General features: G+C 37.6%; 17 protein-coding genes. All 17 read left to right on the forward strand.

What is annotated here, in order from left to right; translation table 11 throughout:
* Positions 1 to 184: 184 nt before the first annotated feature.
* Positions 185 to 955: a TatD family hydrolase gene (locus LCP48_RS00655; RefSeq protein ID WP_004229210.1), complete on the forward strand. Its 771-nt coding sequence runs from the start codon at positions 185 to 187 to the stop codon at positions 953 to 955.
* A 135-nt stretch (positions 956 to 1090) separates the two neighbouring features.
* On the forward strand, positions 1091 to 2302 hold the full coding sequence (locus tag LCP48_RS00660; protein WP_009374180.1) for a resuscitation-promoting factor: 1212 nt from the start codon (positions 1091 to 1093) through the stop codon (positions 2300 to 2302).
* A 219-nt stretch (positions 2303 to 2521) separates the two neighbouring features.
* The gene (rnmV, locus tag LCP48_RS00665) at positions 2522 to 3088 is read left to right on the forward strand and encodes a ribonuclease M5 (protein WP_004229206.1); all 567 of its coding nucleotides are present in this window, start codon (positions 2522 to 2524) and stop codon (positions 3086 to 3088) included.
* A complete protein-coding gene (rsmA, locus tag LCP48_RS00670) occupies positions 3081 to 3962 on the forward strand; it encodes a 16S rRNA (adenine(1518)-N(6)/adenine(1519)-N(6))-dimethyltransferase RsmA (protein ID WP_004229203.1) in 882 nt (293 codons plus the stop codon). The genes rnmV and rsmA overlap by 8 nt, the downstream gene beginning before the upstream one ends.
* Positions 3963 to 4118: 156 nt before the next feature.
* The gene (gene veg / locus LCP48_RS00675; protein WP_004229199.1) at positions 4119 to 4379 is read left to right on the forward strand and encodes a biofilm formation stimulator Veg; all 261 of its coding nucleotides are present in this window, start codon (positions 4119 to 4121) and stop codon (positions 4377 to 4379) included.
* A gap of 113 nt (positions 4380 to 4492) precedes the next feature.
* A complete protein-coding gene (locus LCP48_RS00680; RefSeq protein ID WP_004229193.1) occupies positions 4493 to 4672 on the forward strand; it encodes a small, acid-soluble spore protein, alpha/beta type in 180 nt (59 codons plus the stop codon).
* A gap of 219 nt (positions 4673 to 4891) precedes the next feature.
* Positions 4892 to 5758, forward strand: a complete 867-nt coding sequence (gene ispE / locus LCP48_RS00685; protein WP_009374181.1) for a 4-(cytidine 5'-diphospho)-2-C-methyl-D-erythritol kinase — start codon at positions 4892 to 4894, stop codon at positions 5756 to 5758.
* Positions 5759 to 5814: 56 nt separating this feature from the next.
* A complete protein-coding gene (purR, locus tag LCP48_RS00690) occupies positions 5815 to 6648 on the forward strand; it encodes a pur operon repressor (protein WP_004229190.1) in 834 nt (277 codons plus the stop codon).
* The gene (locus LCP48_RS00695; RefSeq protein ID WP_004229189.1) at positions 6645 to 7019 is read left to right on the forward strand and encodes a RidA family protein; all 375 of its coding nucleotides are present in this window, start codon (positions 6645 to 6647) and stop codon (positions 7017 to 7019) included. Before purR ends, LCP48_RS00695 begins: the two co-directional genes overlap by 4 nt.
* Positions 7020 to 7239: 220 nt before the next feature.
* A complete protein-coding gene (gene spoVG / locus LCP48_RS00700) occupies positions 7240 to 7542 on the forward strand; it encodes a septation regulator SpoVG (protein WP_004229187.1) in 303 nt (100 codons plus the stop codon).
* A 261-nt stretch (positions 7543 to 7803) separates the two neighbouring features.
* A complete protein-coding gene (glmU, locus tag LCP48_RS00705) occupies positions 7804 to 9174 on the forward strand; it encodes a bifunctional UDP-N-acetylglucosamine diphosphorylase/glucosamine-1-phosphate N-acetyltransferase GlmU (RefSeq protein WP_009374182.1) in 1371 nt (456 codons plus the stop codon).
* A gap of 24 nt (positions 9175 to 9198) precedes the next feature.
* Positions 9199 to 10158, forward strand: coding sequence for a ribose-phosphate diphosphokinase (locus LCP48_RS00710; protein ID WP_004229183.1), 960 nt, complete (start codon positions 9199 to 9201; stop codon positions 10156 to 10158).
* A 253-nt stretch (positions 10159 to 10411) separates the two neighbouring features.
* The gene (locus LCP48_RS00715) at positions 10412 to 11008 is read left to right on the forward strand and encodes a 50S ribosomal protein L25/general stress protein Ctc (protein ID WP_004229181.1); all 597 of its coding nucleotides are present in this window, start codon (positions 10412 to 10414) and stop codon (positions 11006 to 11008) included.
* A gap of 148 nt (positions 11009 to 11156) precedes the next feature.
* Entirely contained in the window at positions 11157 to 11723 is a 567-nt protein-coding gene (gene pth, locus LCP48_RS00720; protein ID WP_004229178.1) for an aminoacyl-tRNA hydrolase, read from the forward strand.
* Between the two features lie 241 nt (positions 11724 to 11964).
* Positions 11965 to 12192 (forward strand): anti-sigma-F factor Fin, encoded by a 228-nt coding sequence (locus LCP48_RS00725; protein ID WP_004229176.1) that lies wholly within the window; start codon positions 11965 to 11967, stop codon positions 12190 to 12192.
* 138 nt (positions 12193 to 12330) lie between these two features.
* Positions 12331 to 15843, forward strand: a complete 3513-nt coding sequence (gene mfd, locus LCP48_RS00730; RefSeq protein WP_202342953.1) for a transcription-repair coupling factor — start codon at positions 12331 to 12333, stop codon at positions 15841 to 15843.
* A gap of 305 nt (positions 15844 to 16148) precedes the next feature.
* On the forward strand, positions 16149 to 16685 hold the full coding sequence (gene spoVT / locus LCP48_RS00735; protein WP_004229174.1) for a stage V sporulation protein T: 537 nt from the start codon (positions 16149 to 16151) through the stop codon (positions 16683 to 16685).
* Positions 16686 to 16768: the final 83 nt, after the last annotated feature.

A 16768-nucleotide genomic window follows, 5' to 3' on the forward strand; every position in this document is an offset into this window, starting at 1 on the left:
ATTAAATTATTTTGAAATAATTTGCGGTATGTGAAAAATATAGTTTTGTGGGTTTAAAGAACTACTTTAGGTAATGTCGATTAAGTGGAATGTCACAATGTCGAATAGTTTGTAATGAAATTGTAATGATCACGAAAAATATGAAATAATAAATTTTAATAAAATCAATGTTAGGAGAATGAAGATGTATATAGATACGCACGTACATTTAAACGCAGATCAGTATGAGGAAGATCTTCAAGAAGTGATTGATAGAGCTCTTGAAGCTAAAGTAGAAAGAATGGTAGTTATTGGTTTCGACCGTAAAACCATTGAGAGAACAATGCAATTAATAGAGCAATATGATTTTGTTTACGGTGTCATTGGCTGGCATCCCGTAGACGCTATTGATTGTACCCAACAAGATTTAGAGTGGATTGAGCAATTAGCTTCACATCCAAAAATAGTTGGCATTGGTGAAACGGGATTGGACTACTATTGGGATAAGTCTCCAAAAGACGTTCAACAGGAACTTTTTCGCAAGCAAATTCAATTAGCTCAAAAGATCAATTTACCAATCGTTATTCATAATAGGGATGCAACAGGTGATGTTGTACAAATTTTACGTGAAGAAAATGCTGCATCCGTAGGGGGTGTTATGCACTGCTTTAGTGGAAGTGTAGAAACAGCGCGTGAATGTATAGCTATGAATTTTAAGATTAGTCTTGGGGGACCAGTGACATTTAAAAATGCACGTCTACCAAAGGAAGTAGCGACAGAAATAGCTCTTGAGCACTTGATGATTGAAACAGACGCTCCTTATTTAGCTCCACATCCACATCGAGGTAAGCGCAATGAACCCGCTTTCGTGCCTTTAGTTGCTGAGGAAATCGCACGTTTGAAAGGGTTGACAATTGAGGAAATTGCACAAGCAACTACAGCCAATGCGAAAAATTTTTTTGGGATTGACAATTAACTAGCTTAGATGCCTCCAATACAGGGTTTGTGGTTGGCAAAAAACAAGAAGTCAATTTTCAGAGAAATACTTTCGGGTTGACAGTGCCAAAACTAGTCCGTATAATCCAACCTTGTATTAAGGAGGCGTTTTTTCATGTCAAATAATTCCATGAAAAACTTGTTCTTAGGATCATTGAGGAGTAAGCAAACAGTGATAAGAATTATTTCACTTGTCCTGTTTGTGTCTGTAATCTCTTTCGTGCTTTATCAGGGTACGAAAAAATCCGTTAAGCTTGAAGCAAATGGAGAAACAATCGAAGTATCAACACATGCCAAAACTGTAGAACAATTATTACAAAATCAAAATATAGATATAGCAGAGCATGACAAAATTTCACCCTCTCTGAACACCAAAATTGTTAATGGATTAGCAATTACATGGGAACAGGCAAAAGAAGTAACTATTTCAGTTGATGGAAATCAGTCAAAAGTTTGGACAACTGAAACACTTGTGAAGGACATTTTGAAGGAAGCAAATATTAAAGTATCTGAACATGACTCTTTAGCGCAAGGTCTAGATACTGAACTAGGAGCAGAAAACAAAATCGATATTCAAAAAGCGTTTCAAGTAGCGCTTGTCGATGGCGTAAATAAAAGACAAGTATGGTCCACTTCGACTACGGTCGCTAACTTTTTAAAACAACAAGGAATTCAGCTAAATGAATTCGATCGTGTCGAAAATAACCTGGAGAACGTCATTACTCCGGAGAGTAAAATCACAGTAGTTCGCGTAGAAAAGGTTATCGATGTAGTGGAAGACTCTTTAGATTTCGCAGTTGAAAAGAAGCAGGATGCTTCATTGCAAAAGGGGAAACAAAAAGTAGTAGCAACGGGCGAGAAGGGTTCGGTTTCTCGTACGTATGAAGTTGTAAAAGAAAACGGTAAGGTTGTGGCAAAAAACCTGCAATCTGAGAAAGTATTAAAAGAACCGAAGAAACAAGTGGTTGCAGTAGGCACAAAAACAATCGTTGCAAGTGCAGCAACTGTGTCACGTGGTTCTGCAGAGCCTGCTAACGGTAAAGAATTTTATGTAACGGCAACAGCATATACACCATATTGCAACGGTTGTACTGGTACATCAGCAACTGGTATAAACCTACGTTCAAATTCTGGCTTGAAGGTGATAGCAGTTGACCCTTCTGTTATTAAGCTAGGATCAAAGGTTTGGGTAGAAGGCTATGGAACTGCTATAGCTGGGGATACTGGTGGGTCAATTAAGGGTAATAAGATTGACATACTTGTACAAACAGATGCTCAAGCACGTAACTGGGGACGTAAGAAAGTGCGCGTTAAAGTATTAAATTAAAAAAATTGTAAAATTAATCAAAATGTTTTTCACAAATGGAGCTTTCCTGTTTTGACTGGCGGGAGGGCTTCTTTATTTTTTTTAGCAAATGATGCTGTAAGGTATGTAGAGAGTAAGTTGAATAAGATAAGCTCATCGGGACCTTGTATTCCTGTACAAATCGTATAGAGCAGTTGTAAAATGGTCAGAAGATAAGGTAGATAGAAAAGAGGAGCCTTTTTGCAAATTAAAGAAATTATTGTTGTTGAAGGAAAAGATGATACGACAGCTATTAAACGTGCTGTACAAGCAGATACTATAGAAACAAATGGATCTGCAATTTCTGAAGAAACGTTAAAGCGAATTCAACATGCCCAAGAAAAACGTGGAGTTATTGTATTTACTGATCCAGACTATCCAGGACGTCGAATACGGGCCATTATCGAGGAGCGTGTAAAAGGGGTGAAACATGCCTTTTTACCAAAAGCGAAAACGATTGCTAAAAACGGTAAAGGGTTAGGGATTGAGCATGCTGCTGATGAGGATATACGTGAGGCATTACAACATGTCTATACCCCTATACATGAGGTGTTAAACAAAGAGGTAATTACACTGGAAGATTTAATGACTGCTCGTTTAATTGGACATCCACAAGCAAAGCAGCGTCGTGATAGACTAGGGGAAATCTTAAATATAGGTGCTACAAATGGTAAACAACTTCATAAAAGATTGAAAATGTTTCAGATTACAGAGGAGCAATTTGGTGCGGCTATCGCACAGTTAGATCAGGAGGAAAATGATGCATAAGGATATTGCGACACCAATTCGAACACAAGAAATTTTAAAAAAGTATGGGTTTTCATTTAAAAAAAGTTTAGGTCAAAACTTCTTAATTGACCCGAACATTTTAAGAAATATAGTGAGTCACGCCAATTTAACTGAGAATAGTGGCGCAATTGAAGTTGGTCCTGGGATTGGGGCATTAACTGAGCATTTGGCGAGAAGCGCTAAAAAGGTAGTTTCCTTTGAAATTGACCAACGTTTATTACCGGTACTAGAAGATACGCTTAGTCCATATAATAACGTGTCTATTATTCATTCTGACATACTTAAGGCAGATGTGGAGAAAGTAATTGCAGATGAGATGCCAGGTATTGATGATATTATGGTTGTAGCAAATTTACCGTATTATGTAACGACTCCAATTTTACTGAAATTACTCAATGACCGATTACCGATCCGTGGTTTTGTTGTGATGATGCAGAAAGAGGTAGCAGACCGTATAACGGCTAAGCCAGGGACGAAAGAATATGGTTCTTTATCAATTGCAATACAATATTACGTGAAAGCAGATATTGCGATGACAGTGCCAAAAACAGTTTTCATGCCTCAACCTAACGTCGACTCTGCAGTAATTCGCCTTATCAAGCATGAGGAACCACCGGTAAAAGTAATAGATGAGGATTTTTTATTTGTTGTAACGCGTGCCTCATTCGTACAGCGAAGAAAAACAATCTATAATAACCTGCAATCTGGTTTACCAAATGGAAAGGCACAGAAGGATCACATTTTACAGGCATTAGAGCTAGCGAATATTGAGCCAACTCGCCGTGGAGAAACACTTTCAATTCAAGAGTTTGGGAAATTAGCCGATGCACTGCATCCTGTTTTTGCAAAGTAAAAATTTTTGTTAACAATTTTTCGGATATGTAAAAAAATATATATTTTTTATAAAAAATAAGTTGACAAGATTTATAAGAGGCTGATAAAATATTATATTTTGTTGACATTTTTGGGCCATTAGCTTATACTTGTTATTAGTGAGGTGTAAGCGAAAATGCCAAAAACTTTAGCGGACATTAAAAAGTCGTTGGATTGTCATTTGGGTAAACGTTTGCAATTAAAAGCAAACGGTGGTCGCAAGAAAACGGTTGAGTGTGCAGGGATACTACGTGAGACATATCGCGCCATCTTTGTAGTAGAGCTCGATCAAGAAGACAATACGTGCAAGCGCGTATCGTATAGCTACACAGATATTTTAACTGAAGCAGTAGAGATTACATTTTTAGACGAAGCAAAGGCTGCTGTCGCAAAATAGTTTCTAGTACTTATTTCTATATTTTAGAAACACTCATGTATATTAAAAATACATGAGTGTTTTGCGTTTTCACGGGCATACTAAATTCGTCAGTTGTTAAAGGAGGAGTTTATATGCCTAGAAAAGGTATCATGTCACCTCGTTTAAAAGAAGAGATCGCAAAAGAACTTGGATTTTATGATGTTGTGCAAAAGGAAGGCTGGGGCGGCATAAAAGCTCGTGATGCTGGTAATATGGTCAAACGTGCCATAGAAATGGCTGAACGGGCAAGTAGTGAGCAAGAGCGTAAGTAGGCTGTTTTTGCTAAAATAGTCATCTTATAAAGTTTCATTCAGCAGGGATGAAAATCCTTACTGACACAACAAATACAACTGACGAGAGAGAGCCGTTACTCCGAATAGGGTAAACGGTTCTTTTTTTCCATTTTCGTATTCTCAATATGGTAAAATAAAATGAATAATCTTGCGCGAAAAAAGAACTGTTTATACGTGTAGCTATAAGGAGGAAGAAATATGCTTTATGTAAAGGCGCCTGCAAAAATCAATTTAACATTAGATGTACTTTATAAAAGACCGGATAATTTTCACGAAGTGGAGATGGTAATGACAACAGTCGATTTAGCTGATCGTATCAGTCTTGAATCTCGAGAAGATGGTGTTATTCAAATAACTTCAACAGATAATTTTGTACCAAATGACCATCGTAATTTTGCTTATCAGGCAGCGCGTCTCATTAAAGATACATATGGCATTAGACAAGGTGTATCCATTACGATTGAAAAGGAAATACCCATAGCAGCAGGACTCGCAGGAGGTAGTAGTGATGCAGCTGCAACATTAAAAGGGCTAAATGAACTGTGGGATTTAGGTTTATCAATAGATGAATTAGCGGAGCTTGGTGCTAAAATTGGTTCGGATGTTTCGTTTTGCGTTTACGGAGGCACGGCACTCGCTACAGGGCGAGGCGAAAAAATAAAAGAATTACCAGCTCCACCTAATTGTTGGGTTGTACTAGCTAAGCCTAAAATTGGTGTGTCGACAGCAGAAGTTTATGGGGGTCTTAAGGTTGAAGGGCTGCAACATCCCAATACACAGCAGATGATACAAGCTATAGAGACAAAAGATTATGAGCTATTATGTTCGTCATTAGGAAATGTTTTGGAAACTGTAACATTTAAGCTACACCCAGAAGTTGTGATGTTAAAGGAACAAATGAAGCGCTTTGGGGCAGATGCTACGTTAATGAGTGGAAGCGGTCCAACTGTATTTGGGCTTGTGGATAGTGAAGCTCGTGTAAGTCGCATTTATAATGGTTTACGTGGTTTTTGTGAGGAAGTTTATGCAGTACGAATTTTAGGTGAGCGAAATACGCTTGCTTAGAAACGCAAATTTGTGTTAATTTTACCTATAAATATTCGTGTTTAGGAGAGGGTCGCATGAAATGGAAGCGTAGTGAACGACTAGTTGATATGACGTACTACTTACTAGAACATCCACATCAGCTGATCCCGCTAACTTATTTTTCAGAACTATATCAATCTGCTAAGTCATCCATTAGTGAAGATTTAACGATTGTAAAAGAAACTTTCGAAGAAAAAGGAATCGGGTTATTGATGACAGTGCCGGGTGCTGCAGGAGGAGTAAAGTATATTCCGAAAATGTCCGAGGCTGAAGTACGTTTAGTGATTCAAGATTTAAAAGCAGAGTTAGAACATTCAGATCGATTGTTACCAGGTGGATATTTATTTATGACAGACCTGCTTGGAAACCCAGATTTAATTAATCGTGTAGGGAAGGTCTTTGCTTCTGCCTTTGCAGATCAACAAATCGATGTCATAATGACAGTAGCAACTAAAGGGATATCCATCGCCCATGCCATCGCAAGACATTTAAATGTACCAGTGGTAGTTGTGAGAAGAGATAGTAAAGTAACGGAAGGTTCTACAGTAAGCATTAACTATGTATCTGGTTCTTCCAGAAGAATTCAGACAATGGTATTATCAAAAAGAAGCATGAAAAGTGGACAACGTGTATTAATTACGGACGACTTTATGAAGGTCGGCGGTACAATGAATGGCATGAAAAACCTCTTAGAGGAGTTTGACTGTCAGCTAGCAGGCATTGCAGTGCTTGTGGAGGCTGAGCATGCGGACGAAACATTAGTAGATGATTATTATTCACTTGTAAAGCTTCATGAAGTTAATGAAAAAGATCGAACAATTGCATTAAGTGAAGGTAACTATTTTTCTAAAAGGGGACATGACAAATGAAAGTAGTAGCAACAACAAATGCACCAGCAGCAATCGGACCATATTCACAAGGTATTATTGTTAACGGAATGTTTTATAGCTCTGGTCAAATTCCATTAACAGCTACAGGGGATTTAGTGGAAGGCGATATAACTGTACAAACAAATCAAGTATTTGCTAATTTAAAAGCTGTTTTAGCGGAAGCTGGAACTTCTTTAGATAATGTTGTGAAAACAACGGTCTTTATGAAAGATATGAATGACTTTGTAGCGATGAATGAAGTTTATGCAAATCATTTCGGTGATCATAAACCAGCTCGTTCAGCTGTAGAGGTAGCCCGTCTTCCGAAAGATGTAAAAGTAGAAATCGAAGTAATCGCAATCGTAAAATAATTAAAACTTGTTAAGCTCACTAAAGAGAACCTTTATTCTTTTTAGTGGGTTTTTTTACGCTGACAAACAATTGTCAAAAATTACGTATATAAGAAAAAATATTATTCTAATAAGTATTCAAATTTTTTAGAAAATTTGATAGACTATGAAAAGGAAAATATTCGGTAATTGAGAATATGATATTTTCATTTAGGCATCCAAGAAGAGAGGTGGTGAGAAAATGGAAGTTACTGATGTGAGATTACGTCGGGTACAGACGGATGGTCGCATGCGTGCGATTGCTTCCATTACACTTGATAATGAGTTTGTTGTTCACGATATTCGTGTCATTGATGGAAATACTGGTTTATTTGTAGCTATGCCTAGTAAACGAACACCAGATGGGGAGTTTAGAGATATTGCTCATCCAATTAATTCTGATACTCGAAATAAAATTCAGGAGATCATTTTAAACGAGTATCATAACTCTAGTGAAGTAGAGGAAGCTGGTAAAGAGGAAGAATTAGAGGGAATCGGTGTGTAATAAATAGTAAATAACTTACTTTTTAAGGATATGTTACAAACTGATGGTAAAAAAGATAGGAAGAACTCTTCTAGTTGGAAGGGTTCTTTTTATTTTGATAAAAAGATAATATGAGCAATTTCAGGATATACTTCATGACATTCGAGCATAAGGTGCATTGGATTTGTGAATTCATGTTTTTGTCAACTCTACATGCCTTGAAAATAGATGAATTTTGCTATATAGTCATAAGAGAAAATGAGCGTATTGGAGGACTTACTGATGAGCAATGTTTTTGCTGTCATTTTGGCTGCAGGTCAAGGTACACGTATGAAGTCCAAATTATATAAAGTGCTCCATCCAGTATGTGGGAAACCGATGGTACAACATGTGGTGGATCATATTCAGACGTTAGATGTGAATCGCATTGTAACGGTTGTCGGACATGGTGCTGAAAAAGTGCAACAACAGCTTGGTGATAAAAGTGAGTATGTGCTGCAGGCTGAACAACTAGGTACAGCGCACGCTGTGCAACAAGCAGAGGCCATTTTAGGTAATGAAGAAGGTACAACGTTAGTTGTATGTGGAGATACACCACTAATTCGTCCTGAAACGATGCAAGCTCTATTCGAACATCATCATGCAAAGAATGCTAAAGCAACTATTTTAACTGCAATTGCTGAAAACCCAACTGGCTATGGCCGTATATTACGTGGCAATAACGGACAGGTGGAGCAAATTGTTGAACAAAAAGATGCTTCAGCAGAGCAGCAATTAGTAAAAGAAATAAACACAGGCACATATTGCTTTGATAACAAATTATTATTTGAAACATTGAAACTTGTGAAAAATGATAATGCCCAAGGTGAATATTATTTACCAGATGTCATTGAAATTTTACAAAAGCAAGGTGATATTGTTGAAGCATATGTCACTGATGATTTTGAAGAAACACTAGGTGTTAATGATCGCGTGGCTTTGTCACAAGCCGAGACATTAATGCGTACAAGAATCAACGAGAAGCATATGCGGAATGGTGTAACAATTATCCATCCTGAAACAACGCATATTAGTGCAGATGCAGTTATTGGGCGTGATACGGTGATTCAACCTGGCTCAATGATTGAAGGTGCTACTGTGATCGGTGAAGATTGCATTATCGGTCCAAATACTCAAATCATAGATAGCCGCGTTGGTGATCGTACAACTATACATTCTTCAGTTGTCCGTGAAAGCGCTATTGCAGAGGATACTGCTATAGGGCCATTTGCTCATATTCGACCACTTTCAGACATCGGTAGTCATGTAAAAATTGGTAACTTTGTAGAAGTGAAGAAAAGCAAGCTAGATAATGGCTCGAAAGTTTCACATTTAAGCTATATTGGCGATGCCGAGATCGGTAGTAATGTCAATATTGGTTGTGGTTCCATTACAGTAAACTATGATGGAAAAAACAAGTTCAAAACGATTATTGAAGATGATGTATTTGTAGGATGTAATACTAACTTAGTAGCGCCAGTGAAAGTTGGAAAAGGTTCATTTATTGCAGCAGGTTCTACAATTACAAAAGAAGTTCCTGAAGATGCACTTGCCATAGCTCGTGCAAGACAAGAAAACAAACCGAATTATGTAAGCAAATTAAATTCAAAATAATTATCAACTAAACAGGAGGCCATCATGCCGTATCATTATGCAAACTCACAATTAAAAATATTTTCACTTAATTCTAATAATCCATTAGCTCAAGAAATTGCGCAGGAAATGGGCGTAGAATTAGGTAAATCTTCTGTTAAGCACTTCAGTGATGGAGAGATTCAAATTAGCATTGAAGAAAGTATTCGAGGTTGTGATGTGTTTATCGTGCAGTCTACTTCTGCACCTGTAAACGAACATTTAATGGAGCTTTTAATTATGGTAGATGCAGTTAAACGTGCATCTGCTCGTACAGTAAACGTTGTAATGCCTTATTATGGTTATGCACGCCAAGACCGTAAAGCAAAAGCGCGCGAGCCAATTACAGCTAAATTAGTGGCAAACCTACTTGAAACTGCTGGTGCAACACGTGTTATCGTATTAGATTTACACGCACCTCAAATCCAAGGTTTCTTCGATATCCTAATCGACCACTTAATGGCAGTACCATTACTATCTGATTACTTCAAATCTAAAGGTATTCCAGGAGATGAGATCGTTATTGTTTCACCAGATCATGGTGGGGTAACACGTGCTCGTAAAATGGCTGAACGATTAAAAGCACCGATTGCAATTATTGACAAACGTCGTCCGAAACCAAACGTTGCGGAAGTGATGAACATTGTTGGTAATGTTGATGGTAAAGTGGCAATCTTGATTGATGATATTATTGATACAGCAGGTACAATTACGATTGGGGCAGATGCGTTACGTGCTGCTGGTGCAAAAGAAGTTTACGCTTGCTGTTCACATCCTGTATTATCTGGTCCAGCAATTGAACGTATTGAAAACTCTGCTATTAAAGAGTTAGTAGTGACAAATACAATTCAGCTATCAGACGAGAAAAAATCTCCAAAAATTACAGAGCTTTCTGTAGCTAAATTAATGGCGGATGCTATCTCTCGCGTTTATGAAAATAAATCTGTAAGTACTCTATTTGATTAATAAATATTGTAAGTATGAGACCAATCTATTCTTTGAGTAGATTGGTCTTTTCAATATAAATTAGGCACTATTTCATTGAGGCGAAGAAATAGATGAGTGTTTTATGTGTGAGCCTTCTCACAAAGGGGTATAATAATAATGTGTCTTAATAATATTTACTCTACCTTAAACAAATAGAGCTAAATATTATCATAGCCTACAACGAATTATTGTTGAGGCGTAAATAATTTTCTTGGAAGGGGAATAAAGAAGTATGAGTACAGTATTAAGTGTTACAAAGCGCGAAACTGGGCATCGTTCAACATTAACCCAACTTAGAAAAGGGGGAGCCATTCCTGCAGTTATTTACGGCTACAAAGTAGATTCAACCCCAATTTCTATTGCTGCAAAAGATTTTAAAAAATCCATTCAAAAAAATGGACAAAATAGTGTGTTTTCACTAGAGTTAGAGGGGAAAAAGGTGAATGCTGTTGTGTCAGAGGTTCAGCAATGTTCATTGAAAGATGAAGTAAATCATATTGATTTTTTAGCCATTAATATGGCGGAAGAGCTAGAAGCTGATGTCCCGATTAAATTACTTGGACAGTCAGTTGGTGTGAGTGAGGGCGGTATTCTAATGCAGCCTAACTTAGAATTAAAAGTAAAAGTAAAGCCAACAGAGTTACCTGAATCAATTGATGTGGACATTTCATCGTTGAAAATTGGGGAATCCCTAACAGTAGCAGATATTCGCGATGCTACACCTGTTGAAATTATTAGTGAAGATGATTATATGTTAGTAACCATTGTGGCACCTGTTTCTGTAGAGGAAGAGACTACAGAAGGTGAAGAAGGGCAAGAGACAGTATAAAAGTAATTGACGCTTAAGGCTAATAAGAAGGCTATAGCTTTCTTGTTAGCCTTATTTTTTTATGCCTTTTAACAATTGTACAAAATGCTTTCTAGGCGTGCTATATGGTAAAATAATGACTATTAGATTTGAAAGAAGAGAGGTACTTATGAAAATTATCGTTGGTTTAGGAAACCCGGGTAAACCTTATGAGCACACAAGACACAATATTGGCTTTGATGTTATTGATGCGTTAGCAGAAAAATGGGGAACACCTTTAACAAATTCAAAATTTAATGGGATGTACACTACTGTACATCGACCAGAAGGAAAGGTTCTACTTGTTAAACCATTAACATATATGAATTTATCAGGGGAATGTGTTGGTCCCCTAATGGACTATTTTGACATAGAGATAGAAGATTTAATTGTCATTTATGATGACTTGGATTTAGAGACAGGTAAATTACGTCTGCGACAAAAAGGGAGTGCAGGTGGTCATAACGGCATTAAATCGTTAATTCAACATTTAGGTACTCAGGAATTTAATCGTATTCGAGTGGGCATTAATCGCCCGCCAGCAGGCATGAAGGTAGCAGACTATGTTTTAGCTAAATTTTCGAAGGAAGACCAAGTTCTTATGCAAGACGCAATTGTAAATTCTGTAAACGCTGTTGAAGCATCTCTTTCAAAGCCGTTTCTTGATGTGATGAATCACTTTAACGTAAGCAAATAGATGAAAGTAATAAAATTTCTGTTAAAGTTTTTGGATAATTGGCATGGTGTAAGGTGAGTAATGAACTGCCTTACACTATTATTACAGCTAATACTTGTAGTGAATAGTCTTAGCTACAGGTAAAAATTAATTCTCTAATTTTCAAGTTATTGCAATGACGATGACAGTGAAAAGTGCATAATCCTTTTTATAAATGTCTATACTTTAAGTAGAAAGTTGCTTAAAGGAGGATGATTTGGAGATGTCAGTTCGCTATCGATGTCGGCATTGTGAAGTAGAAATAGGGACACTACCATTTGATGCAGATGATACAATTCGAAAGTTGCATATTTTCGAATTGGGAGAAGCGGATGATTATGTTGAGAAAGATCAACATGGTCAAACGACTGTGCACTGCATTTGTGAGCAATGTGAGGATTCGCTGAAACAATATCCAGATTATCACGCACTCAATAAATGGATTCAATAATTGGAAGGATGCTTTGACACACTTATGTGTGTTCAAGGCTTTTTCCATTTCATAAAACAGCCATTAATAGAGATATGTAAAATAACGCTAGAATAATAGAAATAAAAATATAGAATTTATGCTGAAAGGAGCTTGACTGTGGAGGTTTTACGACAGCTTGTGTCGCAAGATAAACATATTACATCTTTTTTAAAGGAAATTCAGAGCAGTCAAACTGCATCACAGCTTATAACAGGTTTAACAGGAAGCGCACGCCCAGTAATGGTTGATGTGTTATTTGAATATGTTAAGAAGCCAATCTACATTATCTCTCCTAATCTATTGCAGGCACAAAAAATGGCGGATGAGCTTGTTGGACTATTAGGCGAGGAACATGTTCACTATTACCCTGCTGATGAATTTATTGCAGCCGATCTTTCTGTCGCTTCACCAGAACTTCGCGCGGAGCGAATCGCGACGCTCGATTGCTTAGCTAGAGGTGAGAAAGCCGTATATGTAATACCTGTGGCTGGTCTACGTAAAATAATGCAACCAAAAGAACACTGGCTACACTATTTTTTACAAACCGCAGTAGGCGAAGATGTTGAAATTGATAAATGGTTGCAAACATTAGTTGAGATGGGCTATGTACGGAATTCAATGGTGACATCACCTGGAGAGTTCGCATTACGTGGGGGAATTTTAGATATTTATCCACCTTATTTAGAATCACCAATTCGTATCGAATTATTTGATACAGAGGTTGACTCCATACGAACATTTTCAGCAGATGACCAACGTTCTATTGATAAATTACAAAAAATTCGTATTCTCCCTGCTTCAGAGGTTATTCTTACAAAATCAGAAAGACAGGCATTAGCAGACCGTTTAGAAGTGGCATTAGCAGCCAGCCTAAAGAAGGTTAAAAAGCAGGAGACAAAAGAACTTCTGTATCAGCATATTCAATATGATATTGAGTTGCTACAACAAGGGAATTTACCTGATTATGTAAACAAATATGGCTCATTATTATACGATAAAACAGCCTTTTTAGGAGATTACTTTGAACATGATGGTATTGTACTTTTTGACGAGCTTGGACGTATTCAAGAGGTAATGGATGCATGGGAGCGTGAAGAAGATGAGTGGTTTTTATCTTTAATCGAAGAGGGAAAAATGGTTCATGATGTCAAACCTGCCTTCTCATTAAAAGAAATATTGGCGATGTTGTCACAACAAAAGCTTTCATTTTCATTGTTTTCGCGAACATTTGCAGGGATTACATTTAATAAAACAACCAACTTTTCTTGCAAGCCAATGCAACAATTTCATGGACAAATGTCCTTGCTTCAAAGTGAGGTTGAACGCTGGTTACTAGGCAAATTTACAGTTCTCATCATAGCAAGGGATAAAGAACGAGTGAAAAGAGTTCAGCAAATGCTTGAAGAATACGATATTCATACAGCAATAGGTGAACCAACAGAACCTGGTATTTATATTGTAGATGGGGGCTTGTCGAGTGGCTTTGAATTGCCCCTACAGCGTTTAGCAATTGTAACAGAAGACGAGCTCTTTAAACAGCAGGCAAAGAAAAAAACACGCACACAAAAAATGACCAATGCTGAACGTATTAAAAGTTATACGGAAATTAAGCCAGGTGATTATGTTGTACATGTTCATCATGGGATTGGTAAATATATTGGTGTAGAGACATTAGAGGTTAATGGTACACATAAGGATTATCTGCATATTCGATATCGTGCAGACGATAAATTATATGTACCTGTTGAGCAAATAGACTTAATCCAAAAATATGTGGCGTCAGAGGATCGAGAACCAAAGCTACATAAATTAGGTGGGGCAGAGTGGAAAAAGGCGAAAGCAAAGGTATCCTCTGCTGTACAGGATATTGCGGATGATTTAATAAAGCTGTATGCAAAGCGTGAAGCAGAGAAAGGGCATGCTTTTACACCTGATAACGATGACCAGCGTAATTTTGAAGCAATGTTCCCCTATGAAGAAACAGAAGATCAACTACGCTCAATTGTTGAAGTAAAACGAGATATGGAACGTGAACGCCCTATGGACCGTTTAGTCTGTGGTGATGTAGGCTATGGTAAAACAGAGGTAGCCATTCGTGCCGCATTTAAGGCTATTCAAGATGGAAAGCAAGTGGCATTCCTTGTCCCTACAACCATTCTAGCCCAGCAACATTATGAGACTATTCGTGAGCGCTTTCAAGGCTTTGCCATTAATGTTGGATTGTTATCTCGCTTCCGTTCGAAAAAGGAGCAAACAGCAACATTAAAAGGCTTAAAAGAGGGCCGAGTCGATATAGTTATTGGAACACACCGTATTTTATCTAAAGATTTAATTTTCCAAGACCTTGGTCTGCTAATTGTGGATGAAGAGCAACGTTTTGGTGTGACGCATAAGGAAAAAATTAAGCAGTTAAAGACAAATGTCGATGTCTTAACTTTAACAGCTACACCAATTCCAAGGACACTTCATATGTCCATGGTAGGGGTCCGAGATTTATCTGTTATTGAGACGCCTCCTGCTAATCGTTTCCCAGTTCAAACATATGTGATGGAGCACAGCGGTGCATTAGTACGAGAAGCTATTGAGAGGGAAATGGCACGTGGCGGACAAGTATTTTATTTATATAATCGGGTAGAGGATATGGCTCGAAGGGTTGAGGAGATTCAAGTGCTGGTCCCTGAAGCACGTATAGGCTTTGCTCATGGAAAAATGACTGAGTCAGAGCTAGAATCAGTGATTTTAGCCTTCTTAGAGGGCGACTATGATGTACTTGTTACGACAACGATTATCGAGACAGGCGTCGATATACCGAATGTAAATACATTAATAGTCCATGATGCTGATCGCATGGGCTTAGCCCAGCTCTACCAATTACGCGGGCGCGTTGGACGTTCTAACAGAGTAGCCTATGCATATTTTATGTACCAACGCGACAAAGTTCTGACAGATGTAGCGGAGCAACGTTTACAAGCAATTAAAGAATTTACAGAACTTGGCTCAGGCTTTAAAATTGCGATGCGAGATTTATCTATTCGGGGCGCAGGAAACTTACTTGGAGCGCAGCAACATGGCTTTATTGATTCAGTTGGCTTTGATTTATATTCACAAATGCTTCAGGATGCCATCGCAGAACGTCAAACAGGCGTGAAAAAAGAAGAAAAGCCAGATATTGAAATTTTGTTGAGTATTGATGCTTATATTCCAGACGCTTATATTCCAGATGGTTATCAAAAGATCCAAATGTATAAACGAATTAAAGCCATGGATCAGGTGGAAGAGTATGACGAAATCATGGAGGAATTAGAGGATCGATTTGGCGATCTTCCAATTGAAACAGAGCGTTTACTTCGAATAGCACGAATGAAAGTTTGGGGCTTAGGTGCGGGAGTAGTATCTGTAAAGGAGAAGCAAAAACTTATTACAATACTATTATCAGAACAAGGAACGGCAAGTGTCGATGGCAGTAAGATTATTGAAGAATCGATGAAATTCGAGCGTGCTGTTGGTTTTGGTATGGATGGCATGCAGTTAAAATTAACAATAGATGAACGCAAGAGTGGGAAATATCAACCCTTTGATATGTTGGAAGAACTAATGCAAATTATTGATAATGCAAAAAAGCAGCAATAGTAGTTAAAAGGCTATTCTTATCTTTTACTGTAAAAGATAAGAATAGCCTTTTTCACGGTGATTCAGTAATCACCATATCATATTTGCTCACAGGAATAATGGATTTTTTCCACTATTTTTCTGAATTAATTATAGAAACTTATTACTTGGGTAATCTAATAAGGAGTTGATTGATGTAATACCGTATTTTGAAAAAAATTGATGGTTGTGAAATCCTTTTTCTTCAGTTTTTGCATAGATTGCTCAAATAAAAACCATACTATCATTGAATAAAAATTTCATTGTAGCGAAAGCGAGGCATTAGAATGAAGGCAACAGGAATTGTTCGTCGTATTGATGATTTAGGGCGTGTAGTTATTCCAAAAGAAATTCGTAGGACGCTACGTATTCGTGAAGGCGACCCGCTTGAAATTTATACGGACCGAGAAGGCGAAGTCATTTTAAAAAAATATTCTCCCATCAATGATTTGGGGGAATTTGCAAGAGAATATGTTGAAACACTTTATGAAACAATGGGCACACCGGCATTTGTCACTGACCGTGATGAAGTAATCGCTGTTGCAGGGATTGGGAAAAAGGAATATATAAATCGTCGCATTACGTCCTTTGCGGAAAGCTTTATGGACGAGCGCTCCACAAAAATTGAAAAAATGGAGACAACGATTGAAATTGTCCCTGGGCAATATGAGCAAGTGAAATCATATTGTGCGACACCTATAATGGTGAATGGTGATCCTATTGGCTGTATTATCGTCTTGTCTAAAGTACACTTTGTTGGTGAGGTAGAAGTTAAAGTAGTGGAAACAGCTGCAAACTTCTTAGCAAAACAAATGAATAGTTAATGCATGGAAAAGTTATTGCGATGACCTTTAAGGCTGAACAATAACTTTTTTGCGTACATAAGGATGAATCATTATAGGAACAG

This window comes from Lysinibacillus capsici (assembly GCF_020217405.1).
GTDB lineage: Bacteria > Bacillota > Bacilli > Bacillales_A > Planococcaceae > Lysinibacillus > Lysinibacillus capsici.

What these genes read in the sequence shown, in the direction of transcription:
- LCP48_RS00660 (WP_009374180.1), top strand. Translation starts at nt 1,091, where the DNA reads ATGTCAAATAATTCCATGAAAAACTTGTTCTTAGGATCATTGAGGAGT.
- glmU (WP_009374182.1), top strand. Translation starts at nt 7,804, where the DNA reads ATGAGCAATGTTTTTGCTGTCATTTTGGCTGCAGGTCAAGGTACACGT.
- LCP48_RS00695 (WP_004229189.1), top strand. Translation starts at nt 6,645, where the DNA reads ATGAAAGTAGTAGCAACAACAAATGCACCAGCAGCAATCGGACCATAT.
- rsmA (WP_004229203.1), top strand. Translation starts at nt 3,081, where the DNA reads ATGCATAAGGATATTGCGACACCAATTCGAACACAAGAAATTTTAAAA.
- LCP48_RS00680 (WP_004229193.1), top strand. Translation starts at nt 4,493, where the DNA reads ATGCCTAGAAAAGGTATCATGTCACCTCGTTTAAAAGAAGAGATCGCA.
- LCP48_RS00655 (WP_004229210.1), top strand. Translation starts at nt 185, where the DNA reads ATGTATATAGATACGCACGTACATTTAAACGCAGATCAGTATGAGGAA.
- veg (WP_004229199.1), top strand. Translation starts at nt 4,119, where the DNA reads ATGCCAAAAACTTTAGCGGACATTAAAAAGTCGTTGGATTGTCATTTG.
- pth (WP_004229178.1), top strand. Translation starts at nt 11,157, where the DNA reads ATGAAAATTATCGTTGGTTTAGGAAACCCGGGTAAACCTTATGAGCAC.
- spoVG (WP_004229187.1), top strand. Translation starts at nt 7,240, where the DNA reads ATGGAAGTTACTGATGTGAGATTACGTCGGGTACAGACGGATGGTCGC.
- purR (WP_004229190.1), top strand. Translation starts at nt 5,815, where the DNA reads ATGAAATGGAAGCGTAGTGAACGACTAGTTGATATGACGTACTACTTA.
- ispE (WP_009374181.1), top strand. Translation starts at nt 4,892, where the DNA reads ATGCTTTATGTAAAGGCGCCTGCAAAAATCAATTTAACATTAGATGTA.
- LCP48_RS00715 (WP_004229181.1), top strand. Translation starts at nt 10,412, where the DNA reads ATGAGTACAGTATTAAGTGTTACAAAGCGCGAAACTGGGCATCGTTCA.
- spoVT (WP_004229174.1), top strand. Translation starts at nt 16,149, where the DNA reads ATGAAGGCAACAGGAATTGTTCGTCGTATTGATGATTTAGGGCGTGTA.
- LCP48_RS00725 (WP_004229176.1), top strand. Translation starts at nt 11,965, where the DNA reads ATGTCAGTTCGCTATCGATGTCGGCATTGTGAAGTAGAAATAGGGACA.
- LCP48_RS00710 (WP_004229183.1), top strand. Translation starts at nt 9,199, where the DNA reads ATGCCGTATCATTATGCAAACTCACAATTAAAAATATTTTCACTTAAT.